The organism is Lysinibacillus fusiformis (genome assembly GCF_002845985.1).
GTDB lineage: Bacteria > Bacillota > Bacilli > Bacillales_A > Planococcaceae > Lysinibacillus > Lysinibacillus fusiformis_D.
In genome coordinates this window covers 100,368-119,835 of sequence record NZ_PDFK01000008.1, presented here as the reverse complement: position 1 = coordinate 119,835, position 19,468 = coordinate 100,368, and the positions used below count along the sequence as shown (strand labels likewise).

The window sequence follows — 19,468 nt, the reverse complement described above, 5'->3', positions numbered from 1 at the left end:
TTTATGAATGATTATTTAGTAAGAGGGTTAGGATTTAATGGGCAAGTTCGTGTGTTTGCAGCTCGTACAACTGCTACAGTAGGTGAAGCGCAACGTCGTCATGATACTTGGCCAGTTGTGTCAGCAGCTTTAGGTCGTTCAATGACAGCAGCTGTCATGATGGGAGCTATGTTAAAAGGTGAAGAGAAAATCACGATTAAAATTGAGGGTGACGGTCCAATTGGCCCTATGGTAATTGATAGTAATGCACATGGGGAAGTACGCGGATTTGTTACAAACCCCCATGTTCACTTTGATTTAAATGAGCAAGGGAAGTTAGATGTTCGAGCAGGCGTTGGTACAGAAGGATTTCTTACAATTGTTAAAGATCTTGGATTGAGAGATATGTTCTCTGGACAAACACCAATTGTTTCGGGTGAAATCGCTGAAGACTTTACTTATTATTTCGCAACATCTGAGCAAGTACCATCATCAGTTGGATTAGGTGTATTAGTCAATCCAGACAACACTATTCTTGCAGCAGGCGGATTTATTCTTCAATTAATGCCGGGCTGTGAGGAAGAAACAATCAATGAAATTGAACAACATCTTGCTACAATAGAGCCTGTTTCAAAAATGATTGAAAAAGGCTTTACACCAGAGCAAATTTTAGAAGCTGTTTTAGGAAATGGACATCTACAAATTTTAGATTCCATGCCAGTTGAATTTAAATGTCAATGTACAAAAGAGCGGTTTGGTGCAGCAATTTTAGGTTTAGGAGCAGCGGAAATTAGAGAAATGATTGAAGAGGATGGCGGAGCGGAAGCAGAGTGTCACTTCTGCCTAGAGACATACAGTTTTTCTAAGGATGAGCTAGAAGGGTTTATTGATGAGCTCAACGCGTAATCGACGACCTTCAACCACTGTAACACCAAACCAAACGCCTTTACTGCAACGTCGTTTAAAGACAAAGCCTGCTTTAGCTGTCATAGCGATTCTGTTATTAGGAAATATTTTATGGTTCATCAGCTGGTTAATCCCAAACAAAGGTCAGGAAATTGGTAGCGACGAACAAGTCGCTGCCATTGATGGGGATGTGATCACGCGCCAAGAGTGGATGATTGCCATGGAAGAACGATATGGTAAAGAAACACTACAAAATTTAGTAAATGAATCGGTAATGGAAAAGGCAGCAAAAACATATAAAATTAAAGTTACCGATAAAGAAATAGATCTTGAACTTGCGTTAATGCGTTCTGCTCAAGATAAGTTTGATACAGCCATGCAAAATCTATCAGTAGAGCAACTACGCCAAAAAATTCGTTCACAGCTTATATTGGATAAAGTACTCACGAAGGACGTAGTGATAGAGGAAGAAAGTGTTGAAAAGTATTATGAGGAAAATCAGGGGTTATATAATACAAAAACAAGCTATCGTACGAATTTTATTGAAGTCGATTCAAAAAAAGCTGCTGATGAGGCACTAGGTGAATTGAAAAATGGTTCTGATTTTACAGTGCTGGCACGAGAAATATCTGTTGATAGTGCTTCAGCCAGTCTAGGAGGAGATATTGGTTTCCTCACAGAGAATCAGGAGAATGTGGACCCTACCATTATTAATACTGTGAAATCTCTTAAGGCAAATGAGGTAAGTAAAGCCTTTAAGTTAGATAATGGTCATTATGGAATTGTTCAAGTGCAAGAGGTATTAGAAGGACAATCCTTTACATATGACGATGTGAAAGAACATATTGAGCGTGAATTGGCTTTAGAGCAATTGACGCAATCTGTTACACCGGAAGCATTTTGGTCTGAATTTAATGCTACTTGGTATTATGGAGAGTCTAAAAAAGAAAAATAATACATGAAAAGAGTCTGCAAGTTTTGCGGGGTAAAATGAGTCTGATCAAACTTGCAGGCATTCGTAGTGACATACCCAATGGATGCAGATTCTTTTTTTGTAGACAGATGATAAGGCTTTTCCGTTTTAAGTAATGATAAATATTCTGAAAATATAAGTTTTATTTATTGACAATCGAATGGAAAAATTGATAAAATACAAAATAAGTAAAACCTATAAAAATAGTAGGGATTGGGAGTGGATTAGTAAATGAGTAGATTAGCGAATTCAGTGGCTGAATTAGTTGGTAAAACACCAATTGTAAAATTAAATCATGCAACAAATGAAAATGAAGGCACTGTGTATGTAAAATTAGAATATTTTAATCCAGGAAGCTCAGTAAAAGACCGTCTAGCTCTAGCAATGATTGAAGCTGCAGAAAAAGACGGGACATTAAAGCCGGGTGGTACAATCATTGAGCCGACTTCTGGTAATACAGGTATCGGTCTTGCGATGATTGCTGCTGCTAAAGGATACAAAGCGATTTTAGTTATGCCAGAAACAATGAGTTTAGAGCGTCGTAACTTATTACGAGCTTATGGTGCAGAGCTTGTGTTAACACCTGGTCCAGCAGGCATGAAGGGTGCAATTGCTAAAGCAGAAGAACTATCTGCTGAGCATGGCTACTTCCTCCCACAACAATTTACAAATCCAGCGAACGCTGTTATTCACCGTCTGACAACAGGTCCTGAAATTGTAGAAGCATTTGATGGCCTAACACTTGATGCATTTGTAGCTGGCGTTGGTACAGGTGGTACCATTACAGGTGCAGGTGCTGTATTAAAAGAAAAGTATCCAAACATTGAAATCATTGCTGTTGAACCAAAAGATTCACCGGTTCTTTCTGGTGGTCAACCAGGGCCACATAAAATTCAAGGTATTGGAGCTGGATTTGTACCAGAAGTACTAGATACAGATGTTTATTCTGCTGTATTCCCTGTTGAAAATGAGGTTGCTTTTGAAGTAGCACGTAAAGTAGCACGTGAAGAAGGTATCCTATGTGGTATTTCATCTGGTGCTGCCATCTATGCTGCGATTGAAGCGGCAAAACGTTTAGGTAAAGGTTCGAATGTTCTTGCCATTGTACCTTCTAACGGAGAGCGTTACCTTTCAACACCTTTATACCAATTTGAAGACTAAATAAAGATTTTTATGTAAGGGCTCCTTTTTAAAAGGAGTCCTTTTTAGTGCATAAAAACGGACACTATTAAAATTATAAAAATATTCGCTTCTATGTAATATTCAAGTTAAGATGGAATCACACCACATGTTTAAAGGGGAAAATAACTTGAAAACAATACTTACAAAAACATTAACAATGGATGCAGATTCATTTTTTTATAGCTATAAGAAGCAAACAGAGACACAGCAAGCGCATGTGTTTTTAGAGAGTGGACGCGGAGGGCATTTTACGATAGCTGCTTGGAATCCGTTAGCTACTGCACAATCAGTAGAGGAGGGGCTTTTAGTAAACTGGAAAAATGATAGACAAGAAATTTTACAAGGTGAATCTCTAGCTTTACTGGAAGAGCTTGTAGCGGAATATCGAATTTCTTATAATGTGGACCTTCCTGTTTTTCAAGGAGGGGCTATTGGATTTGTTGCATATGATTATGCACGTAAAATTGAAGTACTTCCTAATATGGCAAAGGATGACTTGCAAATACCAGATATCTATTTTTATATTTTTGATAGTTGGGCAGTACATGATGTGAAAACGAATACAGTTACTCTTATGAAGCTAGAAGATAGTGACGTTAACTTGGAAGAATGGGCTAACAACTGGCAGGTTGCAGCACAGTCTGGTTTAGAGGCGCGTAAATTTGAAAAAACAAATGCTGTAGAAGTTGCTAATGATGAGCATGAATTGCTTGTCTCATTTGCAGGAACTGATTTTGAAGCAGCTGTAAAGAAAATTCAAACCTATATAGCACAGGGGGATGTGTTTCAGGTAAACTTGTCTGTTCGTCAGTCCAAGAACTTAAATGCGACTGCGATGGATGTCTACGAGGCTTTACGAGCGTTTAATCCGTCGCCATACATGGCTTATATTGAAGCGCCTGATTTTGCTGTAGTTTCTGGGTCACCCGAGTTATTAGTAAAACGTCATGGCAATGAATTATCGACAAGACCCATTGCAGGTACTCGACCAAGAGGGAAATCCGAAGCGGAAGATTTAGCATTGGCACAAGAGTTGATTGATAATGAGAAAGAACGTGCTGAGCATGTGATGTTAGTGGATTTAGAGCGCAATGATTTAGGACGAGTATCAGCCTATGGAACAGTGGAAGTGGACGAATTTATGGTCATTGAGCGCTATTCACATGTCATGCACATTGTTTCAAATGTACGAGGAGAAATAGCGGAAGATAAAACGAATGCAGATGTTATCCGTGCAATGTTCCCAGGTGGGACGATTACAGGTGCGCCAAAGATCCGCACCATGGAAATTATTGAAGAACTGGAGCCTGTACGACGAGGTTTATACACTGGTTCTATCGGTTGGCTCGGCTATACAGGTGATATGGAGTTTAATATTGTGATCCGTACAGCATTTATAAAAGATGGGGTTGCACATATTCAAGCTGGAGCAGGTATTGTCATTGACTCTGTGCCAGAAAGGGAGTATCAGGAATCCTTAAATAAGGCGAAGGCAATGTGGCAGGCAAAGGCAATGGCAGAGGAGCGAGCAAAATGATTTTAATGATTGATAATTATGATTCATTTATCTACAACATCGTACAATATTTAGGTGAATTTGGTCATGAGATAGTAGTGAAACGAAATGATGATATAACAGTAGAGGAGATTGAGCAACTTGCACCTGATATGATTGTTATTTCTCCAGGACCATGTAGTCCAAATGAGGCAGGTGAAAGCCTGAACATTATTAAATATTTCGCGGGAAATATTCCGATTTTAGGGGTCTGCCTGGGTCATCAGGCACTTGCACAGGTGTTTGGTGGCAATGTCATACGAGCTGAGCATCTTATGCATGGTAAGACATCACCTGTGCTACATGCTGAAGTGGGTTTGCATAAAGGTATGCCAAATCCCTTCCAGGCCACACGTTACCACTCTCTTATTGTAGAAAAAGAGACGTTACCAGCATGTCTAGAAGTAACCGCTTGGACAGAAGAGGGAGAAATTATGGGGCTTCGTCACACGGAATATTCGATAGAGGGTGTACAATATCATCCAGAATCTATTATGACAGAGCAAGGCAAAAAACTATTGCGTCAATTTATAGAGAAGTATGTAGAAGGAGTGGAATAGATGCAGTGCTGGATGAATGGAAACTATATGGCCGCACAGGATTTGCGGATTTCTCCATTTGATCATGGCTTTTTATATGGATTGGGCTTTTTTGAAACATTCCGCACATATAGAGGTCAGGTATTTCGCTGGGAAGAGCATATGGATAGATTACAGCTTGCTTTATCTCAGTATCACATTCATTTAACCTATCCTGAAAAATTTTTACTTGAAGTTGTGCAACAGTTAAACAAGCTGGCTGGCGGTCAGGATGGCTACTTCCGTTTAAATGTATCAGCTGGAGAACATCATATTGGATTACAGCCAACAGAATATAAACAACCCAATGTCATTATCTTTCGAAAAGAACTTCAGAATACAAAACGTGGGACGGAGAAAATTGCGCAATGGCTTTCAACGCCACGCAATACACCTGAACAAGGATTGCGAGTTAAATCACATCATTATGGTAACAACGTGCTTGGCCGCTTTGAAATGCTATCACTGGCACAACAAGAAGGGTTCTTTTTAACAGAACAGGGCTATGTGGCTGAAGGTGTGACATCAAACGTTTTTTGGGTAAATAATGATATACTATATACGCCTTCCTTAGAGACAGGTATTTTACCGGGTATTATTCGAGCGTGGGTTATAGAGAAGGCCTCTGCACTCGATTTAGAAGTTAAAGAAGGTTTTTATACAAAAGAAGACTTACTACAAAGTACGGAATGCTTCATTACCAATTCAGTACAAGAGCTTGTGCCGATTAGTAGCTTAGAGAATGTGCAATTTTTAGGTAATAATGGGCCGATTTATTCGTGTTTACATGAGGCATTTGTTCAAGAAGTGGAGCAAGGATAGAGGGAGCGTTTACATGCTAGAAAAATATAAGAAACCATTAACGCTTAATGGTATTACATTAGACTATACAAAAGAAACATTTGTTATGGGGATTCTCAATGTTACACCAGATTCCTTCTCAGATGGTGGAAAATACAACAATGTAGAAGCTGCTGTTGCTCAAGCGAAAAAAATGGTGGCTGAAGGGGCTAAAATAATTGATGTAGGTGGGGAATCTACACGCCCTGGGTATGAACGAATTTCAGATGAAGATGAAATTGCCCGCATTGTGCCCGTTATTCAAGCATTAGCGAAAGAAGTAAGGGCCGTTATTTCCGTTGATACGTATAAAGCAAATGTAGCCCGTGCTGCTATTGAAGCAGGGGCACATATGATTAATGATATTTGGGGTGCGAAGGCTGAGCCAGAAATTGCTCAGGTTGCTGCGGATTTACATGTGCCTATTATTTTAATGCATAATCGCGAAAATATGGATTATGGTGTTGATTTTTGGGCGACAGCAAAAATGGACTTAGAGAAAAGTATTGCCATCGCTCAGCAAGCGGGGGTTCCTGAACATCATATCATCTTAGATCCAGGTATCGGCTTTGCTAAAAATACTGGCCAAAATATAGTTATGATGCAACACTTAAAGGATTTAGTAGCTATGGGTTACCCTGTATTATTAGCAACGTCACGTAAATCAATGATTGGCAATGTCTTAAAACTACCTGTTGAAGAGCGTCTTGAAGGGACAAGTGCGACAGTGGTTTATGGAATTGAAAAGGGCTGTCATATGATACGTGTTCATGATGTAAAGGAAATGACGCGTGCTACGTATATGGCTGATGTCTTAGTGGGAAAACGTTTGTTTAAGGAGGAAGCGTGATGGATTACATTCATTTAAAGGACATGCAGTTTTATGGCTACCATGGTGTATTAGCAGCAGAAACAACTCTAGGTCAACGCTTTCGAGCAAATGTTTCCCTTGCTGTAGATATGACCAAGGCTGGAGAAACAGATGATCTCTCTTATACAGTGAACTATGCAGAGGTCTATGCATTATGCCGTGATATTGTGGAGGGGGAACCGTTTAAGCTAATTGAGGCTCTGGTCGTGAGAGTAGCGGATGCAATATTAACAACCTACCCTGATAAAGTAAAAGGAGTTCGTGTAGAACTAATTAAACCAGACCCACCAATTCATGGCTATTACAAAGAGGTGTCTGTTGAGGTAACGAGAGGTGATTTCTGATGAAGGATGTCTATTTATCTATCGGAACGAATATGGGAGAGAGATATGAAAATCTTCAGCATGCAGTTGCCCTTTTAAAGGAAACGGAAGGTATTAAACTTGTTCGTGTATCGTCCGTTTATGAAACTGCTGCAGTGGGTTATACAGATCAGGCAGATTTTTTAAATATTGCTGTTCATCTAAAAACAGATGTTTCTTCTGCTGATATGTTGAAGATCTGCCAATCCATAGAACAGGAATTAGGGCGTGTTCGAGAATTTCGCTGGGGCCCACGAATCATTGACCTTGACATTTTACTTTACAATCAAGAGAATATTGAAACGGAGAGTTTAACAGTTCCCCATCCAAGAATGTACGAAAGAGCATTCGTCTTAGTACCATTAGTAGAGATTGCAGCATCACCCTTTGATGTACAGCTACAACAAGCGCACGATCTGTTGCAGCAAATGGATTGCGAAAATGAAGGTATCACCCTATGGAGTCCGTTTGAAGAGTTTTCAACGGTGCATTAAGTAATAGTATGTGGATGAAAGATTAATGCATAGCATTAACAATAGATAGCAAATAATAGGTAAAAGCTTTTAGAGGAGGAAGACAACGTTGAGTCTTACAACAGAGAAGCCGTTTCAAATTGGCGATATCGTCATGGACAATCGAGTGGTTTTAGCGCCAATGGCTGGGATCTGTAACTCTGCTTTCCGATTAACGGTTAAAGAGTTCGGAGCAGGTCTCGTGTATGCTGAAATGATTAGTGATAAGGGTATTGTCCAAAAAAACGAAAAAACATTAGGGATGCTTTATATCGATGAACGTGAAAATCCTCTGTCATTGCAAATTTTTGGTGGAGATAAAGCAACTTTAGTGGAAGCGGCGAAATATGTGGATGAAAATACAACTGCTGATATTATTGATATCAACATGGGGTGCCCTGTTAATAAAATCATTAAATGTGAAGCAGGAGCCCGCTTGTTACTTGATCCAAATAAAGTATATGAAATGGTAGCGGCTGTTGTGGATGCTGTCAAAAAACCAGTCAGCGTAAAAATGCGTATTGGCTGGGATGACGAGCATATTTTTGCAGTGGAAAATGCACAAGCTGTTGAGCGTGCAGGTGCAGCAGCGGTGGCGGTTCATGGTCGTACACGTGTACAAATGTATGAAGGTAAAGCGAATTGGGATTTCATTCGTCAAGTGAAGGAGAATGTAAACATTCCTGTGCTTGGTAATGGTGACGTGGAAACACCACAAGATGCTAAACGTATGCTTGAAACTACAGGAGTAGATGCAGTCATGATTGGACGTGCTGCATTAGGTAATCCATGGATGATTTACCGCACGGTTCAATACCTAGAAACAGGTGAGTTAAAGGAAGAACCAAGTGTTCGAGAAAAAATGGATGTATGTCTCCTACACTTTGAACGTCTTCTCCAATTAAAAGGAGAAGGAATTGCGGTGCGTGAAATGCGTAAACATGCGTCATGGTATTTAAAAGGAATTCGTGGTAATGGGAAAGCACGTAATGCTATTAACCAAACAGAAACGGCGGCAGACCTTCGTGCGCTATTAAATGGCCTTGTGCAGGAATATGAAGAGAGCGAATTTAATTTAGTCGGTCCAGAAGCTAAGGAATTAATTGTATAGTGATATGTATAGGGCGTCTCGGTATTTTTAAAAGAGGCGCCTTTGTGTTGCTAACTTTAATTTTTAGAATTATTAATCATCTTTTGTTGGATTGAAAATAAATTGAAACAGATGATTACAGCACTAAAATTGTGTACAATAGAAATATTATGGACGTAAACGCGGACAATTTACTTAAGGAGTGAAACAAGTGTCAAATAATATAGAAGAATTAAATGATCAACTTTTGGTGAGACGCCAAAAAATGACGACAATACTAGAAAACGGACAAGACCCTTTCGGAAGTCGTTTTGAGCGTACACATTTATCAACAGAAGTGCGTGAGCAATTTGCAGACCAAACAAAAGAGCAGCTAGAAGAAAACCTTCAAGAGGTTGTTATTGCGGGTCGTATTATGACGAAACGTGGTAAAGGAAAAGCTGGCTTTGCCCATATTCAAGATTTAGGTGGCCAAATTCAAATTTATGTTCGTCAAGATCATGTAGGCGAGGAAGCATATGAATTATTTAAGCAAGCAGACTTAGGAGATATTGTTGGAGTGCGTGGAAACGTATTCCGTACACAAGTTGGAGAGCTTTCAGTAAAAGCGGAGGGCTTCACGTTCCTTACAAAAGCACTTCGTCCTATGCCAGAGAAATTCCACGGCCTACAGGATGTTGAGCAACGTTATCGCCAACGTTACTTAGATTTAATGACAAATGAAGATAGTAAAAAAACATTTATAACTCGTTCTAAAATCATCCGTGCAATCCGTAATTATCTAGATAACTCTGGATATTTAGAAGTAGAAACACCAATGCTTCATACGATTGCTGGTGGTGCAGCTGCTCGTCCATTTATTACGCACCACAATGCACTAGATATGGAACTATATATGCGAATCGCAATCGAATTGCATTTAAAACGTTTAATAGTTGGTGGTTTAGAGAAAGTTTATGAAATCGGTCGTGTATTCCGTAACGAAGGAATCTCTACACGTCATAACCCTGAATTTACAATGATTGAGCTATATGAAGCATATGCTGATTATCAAGATATCATGTCACTAACTGAAAACCTTATTGCACATGTTGCGCAAGAAGTTCTTGGTACAACGACAGTTCAATATGGAGAAGATGAAATCAACCTTGCAGTAGGTTGGAAACGAGTACACATGGTAGACGCTGTAAAAGAGGCAACAGGTGTAGACTTCTGGCAGCCAATGACAAAAGAACAAGCGCAAGCACTTGCAAAAGAGCACGGAGTAGAAGTGAAAGATGTTCATGAAGTGGGTCATATCATTAATGAATTCTTTGAACAAAAAGTAGAAGAGACTCTTGTACAGCCAACATTTGTATATGGTCATCCAGTAGAAATTTCACCTCTTGCGAAGAAGAATCCAGAGGACGAGCGTTTCACAGATCGTTTTGAGCTATTTATTGTTCGTCGTGAGCATGCAAATGCCTTCACAGAATTAAATGATCCAATCGACCAACGCCAACGCTTTGAAGCGCAATTAGCAGAAAAAGCAGCTGGTAACGATGAAGCACATGAAATGGACAACGATTTCATTGAAGCGTTGGAATACGGTATGCCTCCAACAGGTGGACTAGGTATTGGTATTGACCGTTTAATCATGCTTCTTACAAATTCACCATCAATTCGTGATGTATTATTATTCCCAACAATGCGTCATATTACAAAATAGTTAAATTGTAATGAAGTCTTTTCGTGAAGCAATAAAAGAATAGTAATGAATGAAGAGGAGAATTCACAATATAGGTGAGTTCTCCTCTTTTTAAGCTATAAAAAAATTAAGTTGTTTAAACGAGGATTAAATTTAGGTTATACTTTTATAGTTCTATGTTTTTCAAATTCAAAAAGTATAAAAAGAAGTATTTTTATTGGGGGCTTATAATGAATTACAAAATTATTAACAAACAAGTATTTGAACAGGCACAACTACGTTCGGTTTCTGATGTGCCATTTACTGAAGAAGAACTTGAGAATGGTATGAAATTAGTGGTTGCTAAAAAAGATGAGAACCTTACTTTATATTTAGTAGAAATAGATGGCCACAAGAAATTCGACGTTCGTTGGGATGATTCTTCTGAAGTTTTCAGTGGCTGGTATTCTGCGTGGGACAATTTCTTATGGTGCTTAAATATTGTGGATCCTCAAGCGGATGACCTTAAATAGGGACATAAATAGCAGTAAGCAGGCGCTAAAGTGCAGTAGAAGCACTTTAGCGCCTGCTTATTTGTTAGGAAATGAAAAACTAAATAGAGCTTTATAGTGACTTATATAGGAAACGTTGTTATGGCGGTTATAAAATTAAAAGTAGGTTTGTGCGAAAGGTTGCTTAGATTCAAACTATCCAGAAGGCAACGGGATTTATTCATAGTAGCGTTATAGCATGAAATTATATTGCTATGTTGATTACAATTTACAAGACTTTGATTTATAAATCTGAAGGAGTAATGTTTACAAACAAATACCACTGAGATTTCCTTTCCTAAACAAATGGTATCTTGAGAATAAATAAGTATTTTTATTTTAAAACATTGAGATTTAAAAGAAAGAGATGTATAGTAAAACAAATAATTAAGTAAGCAAAGAGAATATCTCAATTTGGTATTCTCGTAAATGCACAAAAATGCTTATAAATTTGTGTTTTTTTAATTCAATAGATTTTATTTAAAAAACACTTGCCAAGTCTATCATAACGTGATAAATTATTACTTGTCGTTAAGACGACGTAAGAACTAACATCAAACTTCAAAAACAATTTGAATAAAAAGATGTTGACTTGGTAAAGTGGTTATGATAAGATTTAAAAGTTGTCTCTTCTGGGAATGAAATTTTTCTTGAAAAAAGATGTTGACAACGAGAAATGATGTTGTTATAATATAAAAGTTGCTGTCGAAAGATGGTTGACGAAATGAACCTTGAAAACTGAACAAGCAAAACGTAATCAATAAAGTTTTCAGTAACTAACTTCGGTTAGTGAACAAAACAAAATTTTGGACATCAAAATGATGCCAGCAAAACAATTTGAGCTATTCAAATTTCTTTTATGGAGAGTTTGATCCTGGCTCAGGACGAACGCTGGCGGCGTGCCTAATACATGCAAGTCGAGCGAACAGAGAAGGAGCTTGCTCCTTCGACGTTAGCGGCGGACGGGTGAGTAACACGTGGGCAACCTACCTTATAGTTTGGGATAACTCCGGGAAACCGGGGCTAATACCGAATAATCTGTTTCACCTCATGGTGAAACACTGAAAGACGGTTTCGGCTGTCGCTATAGGATGGGCCCGCGGCGCATTAGCTAGTTGGTGAGGTAACGGCTCACCAAGGCGACGATGCGTAGCCGACCTGAGAGGGTGATCGGCCACACTGGGACTGAGACACGGCCCAGACTCCTACGGGAGGCAGCAGTAGGGAATCTTCCACAATGGGCGAAAGCCTGATGGAGCAACGCCGCGTGAGTGAAGAAGGATTTCGGTTCGTAAAACTCTGTTGTAAGGGAAGAACAAGTACAGTAGTAACTGGCTGTACCTTGACGGTACCTTATTAGAAAGCCACGGCTAACTACGTGCCAGCAGCCGCGGTAATACGTAGGTGGCAAGCGTTGTCCGGAATTATTGGGCGTAAAGCGCGCGCAGGTGGTTTCTTAAGTCTGATGTGAAAGCCCACGGCTCAACCGTGGAGGGTCATTGGAAACTGGGAGACTTGAGTGCAGAAGAGGATAGTGGAATTCCAAGTGTAGCGGTGAAATGCGTAGAGATTTGGAGGAACACCAGTGGCGAAGGCGACTATCTGGTCTGTAACTGACACTGAGGCGCGAAAGCGTGGGGAGCAAACAGGATTAGATACCCTGGTAGTCCACGCCGTAAACGATGAGTGCTAAGTGTTAGGGGGTTTCCGCCCCTTAGTGCTGCAGCTAACGCATTAAGCACTCCGCCTGGGGAGTACGGTCGCAAGACTGAAACTCAAAGGAATTGACGGGGGCCCGCACAAGCGGTGGAGCATGTGGTTTAATTCGAAGCAACGCGAAGAACCTTACCAGGTCTTGACATCCCGTTGACCACTGTAGAGATATAGTTTCCCCTTCGGGGGCAACGGTGACAGGTGGTGCATGGTTGTCGTCAGCTCGTGTCGTGAGATGTTGGGTTAAGTCCCGCAACGAGCGCAACCCTTGATCTTAGTTGCCATCATTTAGTTGGGCACTCTAAGGTGACTGCCGGTGACAAACCGGAGGAAGGTGGGGATGACGTCAAATCATCATGCCCCTTATGACCTGGGCTACACACGTGCTACAATGGACGATACAAACGGTTGCCAACTCGCGAGAGGGAGCTAATCCGATAAAGTCGTTCTCAGTTCGGATTGTAGGCTGCAACTCGCCTACATGAAGCCGGAATCGCTAGTAATCGCGGATCAGCATGCCGCGGTGAATACGTTCCCGGGCCTTGTACACACCGCCCGTCACACCACGAGAGTTTGTAACACCCGAAGTCGGTGAGGTAACCTTTTGGAGCCAGCCGCCGAAGGTGGGATAGATGATTGGGGTGAAGTCGTAACAAGGTAGCCGTATCGGAAGGTGCGGCTGGATCACCTCCTTTCTAAGGATTATTTCGGAATACAAACCTAGGGTTTGTAAGATTACGTTTTGCGTTCAGTTTTGAAGGTTCATTCTTCTTGAATGAAAAGCTTCAAAACTTGTTCTTTGAAAACTGGATAAAACGACATTGAAATTGTAACAAACACATTTATTTTTTAAGTTTTTTTATAGGCTTAATAACATTAAGAGGGTTTCAAGACACGAGCAGTTCTAGGAAGCAATCGAGTGAATGAAGGAGCGTACTTTTAGTACGTGACTGATTGAACGAGTGAAGCTGACAACGAAATGTGATGTGTATTGAAAGCCGTTAGGTTAAGTTATTAAGGGCGCACGGCGAATGCCTTGGCACTAGGAGCCGAAGAAGGACGGCACTAACACCGATATGCTTCGGGGAGCTGTAAGTGAGCTTTGATCCGGAGATTTCCGAATGGGGGAACCCACTACGTTTAATCGCGTAGTATCTTGACGTGAATACATAGCGTCTTGAAGGCAGACCCAGGGAACTGAAACATCTAAGTACCTGGAGGAAGAGAAAGAAAAATCGATTCCCTGAGTAGCGGCGAGCGAAACGGGAAGAGCCCAAACCAAGAGGCTTGCCTCTTGGGGTTGTAGGACACTCAATACGGAGTTACAAAAGAGCGAGTTAGATGAAGCGACTTGGAAAGGTCCGCCAGAGCAGGTAAAAGCCCTGTAGTCGAAAGTTCGTTCTCTCCTGAGTGGATCCTGAGTACGGCGGAACACGTGAAATTCCGTCGGAATCCGGGAGGACCATCTCCCAAGGCTAAATACTACCTAGTGACCGATAGTGAACCAGTACCGTGAGGGAAAGGTGAAAAGCACCCCGGAAGGGGAGTGAAAGAGATCCTGAAACCGTGTGCCTACAAGTAGTTAGAGCCCGTTAATGGGTGATAGCGTGCCTTTTGTAGAATGAACCGGCGAGTTACGATTACGTGCGAGGTTAAGCTTTAGAAGGCGGAGCCGCAGCGAAAGCGAGTCTGAATAGGGCGAAATAGTACGTGGTCGTAGACCCGAAACCAGGTGATCTACCCATGTCCAGGGTGAAGGTAAGGTAACACTTACTGGAGGCCCGAACCCACGCACGTTGAAAAGTGCGGGGATGAGGTGTGGGTAGCGGAGAAATTCCAATCGAACTTGGAGATAGCTGGTTCTCTCCGAAATAGCTTTAGGGCTAGCCTCGTGATGAGAATACTGGAGGTAGAGCACTGTTTGGACTAGGGGGCCATCCCGGTTTACCGAATTCAGACAAACTCCGAATGCCAGATATTTATACACGGGAGTCAGACTGCGAGTGATAAGATCCGTAGTCAAAAGGGAAACAGCCCAGACCACCAGCTAAGGTCCCAAAGTAATCGTTAAGTGGAAAAGGATGTGGCGTTGCACAGACAACCAGGATGTTGGCTTAGAAGCAGCCATCATTTAAAGAGTGCGTAATAGCTCACTGGTCGAGTGACGCTGCGCCGAAAATGTATCGGGGCTAAACGATTCACCGAAGCTGTGGATTGACATCTACGATGTCAGTGGTAGGAGAGCGTTCTAAGTGCGTTGAAGTCAGACCGGAAGGACTGGTGGAGCGCTTAGAAGTGAGAATGCCGGTATGAGTAGCGAAAGACGGGTGAGAATCCCGTCCACCGTATGACTAAGGTTTCCTGAGGAAGGCTCGTCCGCTCAGGGTTAGTCGGGACCTAAGCCGAGGCCGATAGGCGTAGGCGATGGACAACAGGTTGATATTCCTGTACCACCTCCTCACCGTTTGAGAAATGGGGGGACGCAGTAGGATAGGGTAAGCGCGCTGTTGGTTATGCGCGTCCAAGCAGTAAGGCGTGTGTGTAGGCAAATCCGCACACTGTAACGTTGAGCTGTGATGGCGAGTCCGTATGGACGAAGTTCCTGATTTCACACTGCCAAGAAAAGCCTCTATCGAGGTGAGAGGTGCCCGTACCGCAAACCGACACAGGTAGTCGAGGAGAGAATCCTAAGGTGTGCGAGAGAACTCTCGTTAAGGAACTCGGCAAAATGACCCCGTAACTTCGGGAGAAGGGGTGCTCTTGAGCGTGCAAGCGCATGAGAGCCGCAGTGAATAGGCCCAGGCGACTGTTTAGCAAAAACACAGGTCTCTGCAAAACCGTAAGGTGACGTATAGGGGCTGACGCCTGCCCGGTGCTGGAAGGTTAAGAGGAGTGGTTAGCGCAAGCGAAGCTGCGAATTGAAGCCCCAGTAAACGGCGGCCGTAACTATAACGGTCCTAAGGTAGCGAAATTCCTTGTCGGGTAAGTTCCGACCCGCACGAAAGGCGTAACGATCTGGGCACTGTCTCAACGAGAGACTCGGTGAAATTATAGTACCTGTGAAGATGCAGGTTACCCGCGACAGGACGGAAAGACCCCGTGGAGCTTTACTGTAGCCTGATATTGAATTTTGGTACAACTTGTACAGGATAGGTAGGAGCCAGAGATCTCGGAGCGCCAGCTTCGAAGGAGGCGTCGGTGGGATACTACCCTGGTTGTATTGAAATTCTAACCCATGCCCCTTAGCGGGGCAGGAGACAGTGTCAGGCGGACAGTTTGACTGGGGCGGTCGCCTCCTAAAAGGTAACGGAGGCGCCCAAAGGTTCCCTCAGAATGGTTGGAAATCATTCGTAGAGTGTAAAGGCACAAGGGAGCTTGACTGCGAGACCTACAAGTCGAGCAGGGTCGAAAGACGGGCTTAGTGATCCGGTGGTTCCGCATGGAAGGGCCATCGCTCAACGGATAAAAGCTACCCCGGGGATAACAGGCTTATCTCCCCCAAGAGTCCACATCGACGGGGAGGTTTGGCACCTCGATGTCGGCTCATCGCATCCTGGGGCTGTAGTCGGTCCCAAGGGTTGGGCTGTTCGCCCATTAAAGCGGTACGCGAGCTGGGTTCAGAACGTCGTGAGACAGTTCGGTCCCTATCCGTCGTGGGCGTAGGAAATTTGAGAGGAGCTGTCCTTAGTACGAGAGGACCGGGATGGACACACCGCTGGTGTACCAGTTGTCTTGCCAAAGGCATCGCTGGGTAGCTATGTGTGGACGGGATAAGTGCTGAAAGCATCTAAGCATGAAGCCCCCCTCAAGATGAGATTTCCCATTACGCAAGTAAGTAAGATCCCTCAAAGACGATGAGGTAGATAGGTTCGAGGTGGAAGTGTGGTGACACATGGAGCTGACGAATACTAATCGATCGAGGACTTAACCAAAAATGTTTGAACCATTCAATGTACGTTTATCCAGTTTTGAAAGAATAAAAAATATTATAATATACTTGTAATTTTGATAAAATATGTTATAATAAGTATTGTCTTTCAAATAGTCTAGTGATGATGGCAAAGAGGTCACACCCGTTCCCATACCGAACACGGAAGTTAAGCTCTTTAGCGCCGATGGTAGTTGGGGGCTTCCCCCTGTGAGAGTAGGACATCGCTAGGCATATTACCCAGGAGGATTAGCTCAGCTGGGAGAGCATCTGCCTTACAAGCAGAGGGTCGGCGGTTCGAGCCCGTCATCCTCCACCATATGCCGGTTTAGCTCAGCAGGTAGAGCAACTGACTTGTAATCAGTAGGTCGTGGGTTCGATTCCTATAGCCGGCACCATTTTTTAGAGCCATTAGCTCAGTTGGTAGAGCATCTGACTTTTAATCAGAGGGTCGAAGGTTCGAGTCCTTCATGGCTCACCATTTTTAAATAATAATAAGCGGGTGTGGCGGAATTGGCAGACGCACTAGACTTAGGATCTAGCGCCGCAAGGCGTGGGGGTTCGACTCCCTTCACCCGCACCATTATTTCATTGCCAGATAAAAAAACTTATGCACATGCGGAAGTAGTTCAGTGGTAGAACACCACCTTGCCAAGGTGGGGGTCGCGAGTTCGAACCTCGTCTTCCGCTCCAAATGTGCCGGGGTGGCGGAACTGGCAGACGCACAGGACTTAAAATCCTGCGGTAGGTGACTACCGTACCGGTTCGATTCCGGTCCTCGGCACCATTTTTAATGCGCCCGTAGCTCAATTGGATAGAGCGTCTGACTACGGATCAGAAGGTTATGGGTTCGACTCCTGTCGGGCGCGCCAAAAAAGAACGGGAAGTAGCTCAGCTTGGTAGAGCACTTGGTTTGGGACCAAGGGGTCGCAGGTTCGAATCCTGTCTTCCCGACCATTTCCTAAAAACATATGGGGCCTTAGCTCAGCTGGGAGAGCGCCTGCCTTGCACGCAGGAGGTCAGCGGTTCGATCCCGCTAGGCTCCACCAATTCGATTTATTAAATGAACCTTGAAAACTGAACAAGCAAAACGTAATCAATAAAGTTTTCAGTAACTAACTTCGGTTAGTGAACAAAACAAAATTTTGGACATCAAAATTGATGCCAGCAAAACAATTTGAGCTATTCAAATTTCTTTTATGGAGAGTTTGATCCTGGCTCAGGACGAACGCTGGCGGCGTGCCTAATACATGCAAGTCGAGCGAACAGAGAAGGAGCTTGCTCCTTCGACGTTAGCGGCGGACGGGTGAGTAACACGTGGGCAACCTACCTTATAGTTTGGGATAACTCCGGGAAACCGGGGCTAATACCGAATAATCTGTTTCACCTCATGGTGAAACACTGAAAGACGGTTTCGGCTGTCGCTATAGGATGGGCCCGCGGCGCATTAGCTAGTTGGTGAGGTAACGGCTCACCAAGGCGACGATGCGTAGCCGACCTGAGAGGGTGATCGGCCACACTGGGACTGAGACACGGCCCAGACTCCTACGGGAGGCAGCAGTAGGGAATCTTCCACAATGGGCGAAAGCCTGATGGAGCAACGCCGCGTGAGTGAAGAAGGATTTCGGTTCGTAAAACTCTGTTGTAAGGGAAGAACAAGTACAGTAGTAACTGGCTGTACCTTGACGGTACCTTATTAGAAAGCCACGGCTAACTACGTGCCAGCAGCCGCGGTAATACGTAGGTGGCAAGCGTTGTCCGGAATTATTGGGCGTAAAGCGCGCGCAGGTGGTTTCTTAAGTCTGATGTGAAAGCCCACGGCTCAACCGTGGAGGGTCATTGGAAACTGGGAGACTTGAGTGCAGAAGAGGATAGTGGAATTCCAAGTGTAGCGGTGAAATGCGTAGAGATTTGGAGGAACACCAGTGGCGAAGGCGACTATCTGGTCTGTAACTGACACTGAGGCGCGAAAGCGTGGGGAGCAAACAGGATTAGATACCCTGGTAGTCCACGCCGTAAACGATGAGTGCTAAGTGTTAGGGGGTTTCCGCCCCTTAGTGCTGCAGCTAACGCATTAAGCACTCCGCCTGGGGAGTACGGTCGCAAGACTGAAACTCAAAGGAATTGACGGGGGCCCGCACAAGCGGTGGAGCATGTGGTTTAATTCGAAGCAACGCGAAGAACCTTACCAGGTCTTGACATCCCGTTGACCACTGTAGAGATATAGTTTCCCCTTCGGGGGCAACGGTGACAGGTGGTGCATGGTTGTCGTCAGCTCGTGTCGTGAGATGTTGGGTTAAGTCCCGCAACGAGCGCAACCCTTGATCTTAGTTGCCATCATTTAGTTGGGCACTCTAAGGTGACTGCCGGTGACAAACCGGAGGAAGGTGGGGATGACGTCAAATCATCATGCCCCTTATGACCTGGGCTACACACGTGCTACAATGGACGATACAAACGGTTGCCAACTCGCGAGAGGGAGCTAATCCGATAAAGTCGTTCTCAGTTCGGATTGTAGGCTGCAACTCGCCTACATGAAGCCGGAATCGCTAGTAATCGCGGATCAGCATGCCGCGGTGAATACGTTCCCGGGCCTTGTACACACCGCCCGTCACACCACGAGAGTTTGTAACACCCGAAGTCGGTGAGGTAACCTTTTGGAGCCAGCCGCCGAAGGTGGGATAGATGATTGGGGTGAAGTCGTAACAAGGTAGCCGTATCGGAAGGTGCGGCTGGATCACCTCCTTTCTAAGGATTATTTC

12 protein-coding genes, 9 tRNA genes and 4 rRNA genes are annotated in these 19,468 nt (G+C 43.5%); all 25 read left to right on the top strand.

The window, feature by feature from the left end:
* Nucleotides 1-3 precede the first annotated feature (3 nt).
* Entirely contained in the window at nucleotides 4-885 is an 882-nt protein-coding gene (gene hslO / locus CRI88_RS19545) for an Hsp33 family molecular chaperone HslO (protein WP_036120682.1), read from the top strand.
* Nucleotides 869-1,840 carry a peptidyl-prolyl cis-trans isomerase gene (locus CRI88_RS19540; protein ID WP_036120685.1) on the top strand — a complete coding sequence of 324 codons (972 nt, stop codon included), beginning with the start codon at nucleotides 869-871 and terminating at the stop codon, nucleotides 1,838-1,840. The genes hslO and CRI88_RS19540 overlap by 17 nt, the downstream gene beginning before the upstream one ends.
* A gap of 249 nt (nucleotides 1,841-2,089) precedes the next feature.
* Nucleotides 2,090-3,019 (top strand): cysteine synthase A, encoded by a 930-nt coding sequence (cysK, locus tag CRI88_RS19535; protein ID WP_036120688.1) that lies wholly within the window; start codon nucleotides 2,090-2,092, stop codon nucleotides 3,017-3,019.
* Nucleotides 3,020-3,146: 127 nt separating this feature from the next.
* Nucleotides 3,147-4,577 (top strand): anthranilate synthase component I family protein, encoded by a 1,431-nt coding sequence (locus CRI88_RS19530; protein ID WP_082673745.1) that lies wholly within the window; start codon nucleotides 3,147-3,149, stop codon nucleotides 4,575-4,577.
* The gene (gene pabA, locus CRI88_RS19525; RefSeq protein WP_089934837.1) at nucleotides 4,574-5,155 is read left to right on the top strand and encodes an aminodeoxychorismate/anthranilate synthase component II; all 582 of its coding nucleotides are present in this window, start codon (nucleotides 4,574-4,576) and stop codon (nucleotides 5,153-5,155) included. Before CRI88_RS19530 ends, pabA begins: the two co-directional genes overlap by 4 nt.
* Entirely contained in the window at nucleotides 5,156-5,995 is an 840-nt protein-coding gene (gene pabC / locus CRI88_RS19520; RefSeq protein ID WP_058844492.1) for an aminodeoxychorismate lyase, read from the top strand.
* A gap of 13 nt (nucleotides 5,996-6,008) precedes the next feature.
* Complete coding sequence (folP, locus tag CRI88_RS19515; RefSeq protein ID WP_036120700.1) at nucleotides 6,009-6,863, top strand: dihydropteroate synthase; 855 nt, start codon at nucleotides 6,009-6,011, stop codon at nucleotides 6,861-6,863.
* Nucleotides 6,863-7,228, top strand: a complete 366-nt coding sequence (gene folB, locus CRI88_RS19510; RefSeq protein ID WP_036120703.1) for a dihydroneopterin aldolase — start codon at nucleotides 6,863-6,865, stop codon at nucleotides 7,226-7,228. Before folP ends, folB begins: the two co-directional genes overlap by 1 nt.
* A complete protein-coding gene (gene folK, locus CRI88_RS19505; RefSeq protein WP_058844493.1) occupies nucleotides 7,228-7,740 on the top strand; it encodes a 2-amino-4-hydroxy-6-hydroxymethyldihydropteridine diphosphokinase in 513 nt (170 codons plus the stop codon). The genes folB and folK overlap by 1 nt, the downstream gene beginning before the upstream one ends.
* Nucleotides 7,741-7,828: 88 nt before the next feature.
* Nucleotides 7,829-8,869 (top strand): tRNA dihydrouridine synthase DusB, encoded by a 1,041-nt coding sequence (gene dusB / locus CRI88_RS19500; protein ID WP_036120709.1) that lies wholly within the window; start codon nucleotides 7,829-7,831, stop codon nucleotides 8,867-8,869.
* A 181-nt stretch (nucleotides 8,870-9,050) separates the two neighbouring features.
* Nucleotides 9,051-10,556, top strand: coding sequence for a lysine--tRNA ligase (gene lysS / locus CRI88_RS19495; RefSeq protein WP_082673746.1), 1,506 nt, complete (start codon nucleotides 9,051-9,053; stop codon nucleotides 10,554-10,556).
* A gap of 209 nt (nucleotides 10,557-10,765) precedes the next feature.
* Nucleotides 10,766-11,047 carry a hypothetical protein gene (locus CRI88_RS19490; RefSeq protein ID WP_036123109.1) on the top strand — a complete coding sequence of 94 codons (282 nt, stop codon included), beginning with the start codon at nucleotides 10,766-10,768 and terminating at the stop codon, nucleotides 11,045-11,047.
* Between the two features lie 874 nt (nucleotides 11,048-11,921).
* Nucleotides 11,922-13,473, top strand: a 16S ribosomal RNA gene (locus CRI88_RS19485).
* 309 nt (nucleotides 13,474-13,782) lie between these two features.
* Nucleotides 13,783-16,710, top strand: a 23S ribosomal RNA gene (locus CRI88_RS19480).
* Nucleotides 16,711-16,823: 113 nt separating this feature from the next.
* Nucleotides 16,824-16,939: ribosomal RNA gene (gene rrf / locus CRI88_RS19475) — 5S ribosomal RNA — on the top strand.
* A gap of 10 nt (nucleotides 16,940-16,949) precedes the next feature.
* Nucleotides 16,950-17,025, top strand: a tRNA-Val gene (locus tag CRI88_RS19470).
* A 3-nt stretch (nucleotides 17,026-17,028) separates the two neighbouring features.
* Nucleotides 17,029-17,104, top strand: a tRNA-Thr gene (locus CRI88_RS19465).
* Nucleotides 17,105-17,111: 7 nt separating this feature from the next.
* Nucleotides 17,112-17,187 (top strand) — tRNA-Lys (locus CRI88_RS19460).
* A gap of 17 nt (nucleotides 17,188-17,204) precedes the next feature.
* A tRNA-Leu gene (locus CRI88_RS19455) sits at nucleotides 17,205-17,289 on the top strand.
* Nucleotides 17,290-17,324: 35 nt separating this feature from the next.
* Nucleotides 17,325-17,399 (top strand) — tRNA-Gly (locus tag CRI88_RS19450).
* Nucleotides 17,400-17,404: 5 nt separating this feature from the next.
* Nucleotides 17,405-17,493 (top strand) — tRNA-Leu (locus CRI88_RS19445).
* Between the two features lie 8 nt (nucleotides 17,494-17,501).
* A tRNA-Arg gene (locus CRI88_RS19440) sits at nucleotides 17,502-17,578 on the top strand.
* An 8-nt stretch (nucleotides 17,579-17,586) separates the two neighbouring features.
* Nucleotides 17,587-17,663, top strand: a tRNA-Pro gene (locus CRI88_RS19435).
* 16 nt (nucleotides 17,664-17,679) lie between these two features.
* Nucleotides 17,680-17,755: transfer RNA gene (locus CRI88_RS19430), tRNA-Ala, on the top strand.
* A gap of 147 nt (nucleotides 17,756-17,902) precedes the next feature.
* A 16S ribosomal RNA gene (locus CRI88_RS19425) occupies nucleotides 17,903-19,454 on the top strand.
* Together the 16S, 23S and 5S rRNA genes with 9 tRNA genes alongside form the textbook arrangement of a ribosomal RNA operon.
* Nucleotides 19,455-19,468 lie beyond the last annotated feature (14 nt).

Coding starts and splice junctions, on each gene's coding strand:
- hslO (WP_036120682.1), top strand. CDS start 4: ATGAATGATTATTTAGTAAGAGGGTTAGGATTTAATGGGCAAGTTCGT.
- CRI88_RS19540 (WP_036120685.1), top strand. CDS start 869: ATGAGCTCAACGCGTAATCGACGACCTTCAACCACTGTAACACCAAAC.
- cysK (WP_036120688.1), top strand. CDS start 2,090: ATGAGTAGATTAGCGAATTCAGTGGCTGAATTAGTTGGTAAAACACCA.
- CRI88_RS19530 (WP_082673745.1), top strand. CDS start 3,147: ATGTTTAAAGGGGAAAATAACTTGAAAACAATACTTACAAAAACATTA.
- pabA (WP_089934837.1), top strand. CDS start 4,574: ATGATTTTAATGATTGATAATTATGATTCATTTATCTACAACATCGTA.
- pabC (WP_058844492.1), top strand. CDS start 5,156: ATGCAGTGCTGGATGAATGGAAACTATATGGCCGCACAGGATTTGCGG.
- folP (WP_036120700.1), top strand. CDS start 6,009: ATGCTAGAAAAATATAAGAAACCATTAACGCTTAATGGTATTACATTA.
- folB (WP_036120703.1), top strand. CDS start 6,863: ATGGATTACATTCATTTAAAGGACATGCAGTTTTATGGCTACCATGGT.
- folK (WP_058844493.1), top strand. CDS start 7,228: ATGAAGGATGTCTATTTATCTATCGGAACGAATATGGGAGAGAGATAT.
- CRI88_RS19490 (WP_036123109.1), top strand. CDS start 10,766: ATGAATTACAAAATTATTAACAAACAAGTATTTGAACAGGCACAACTA.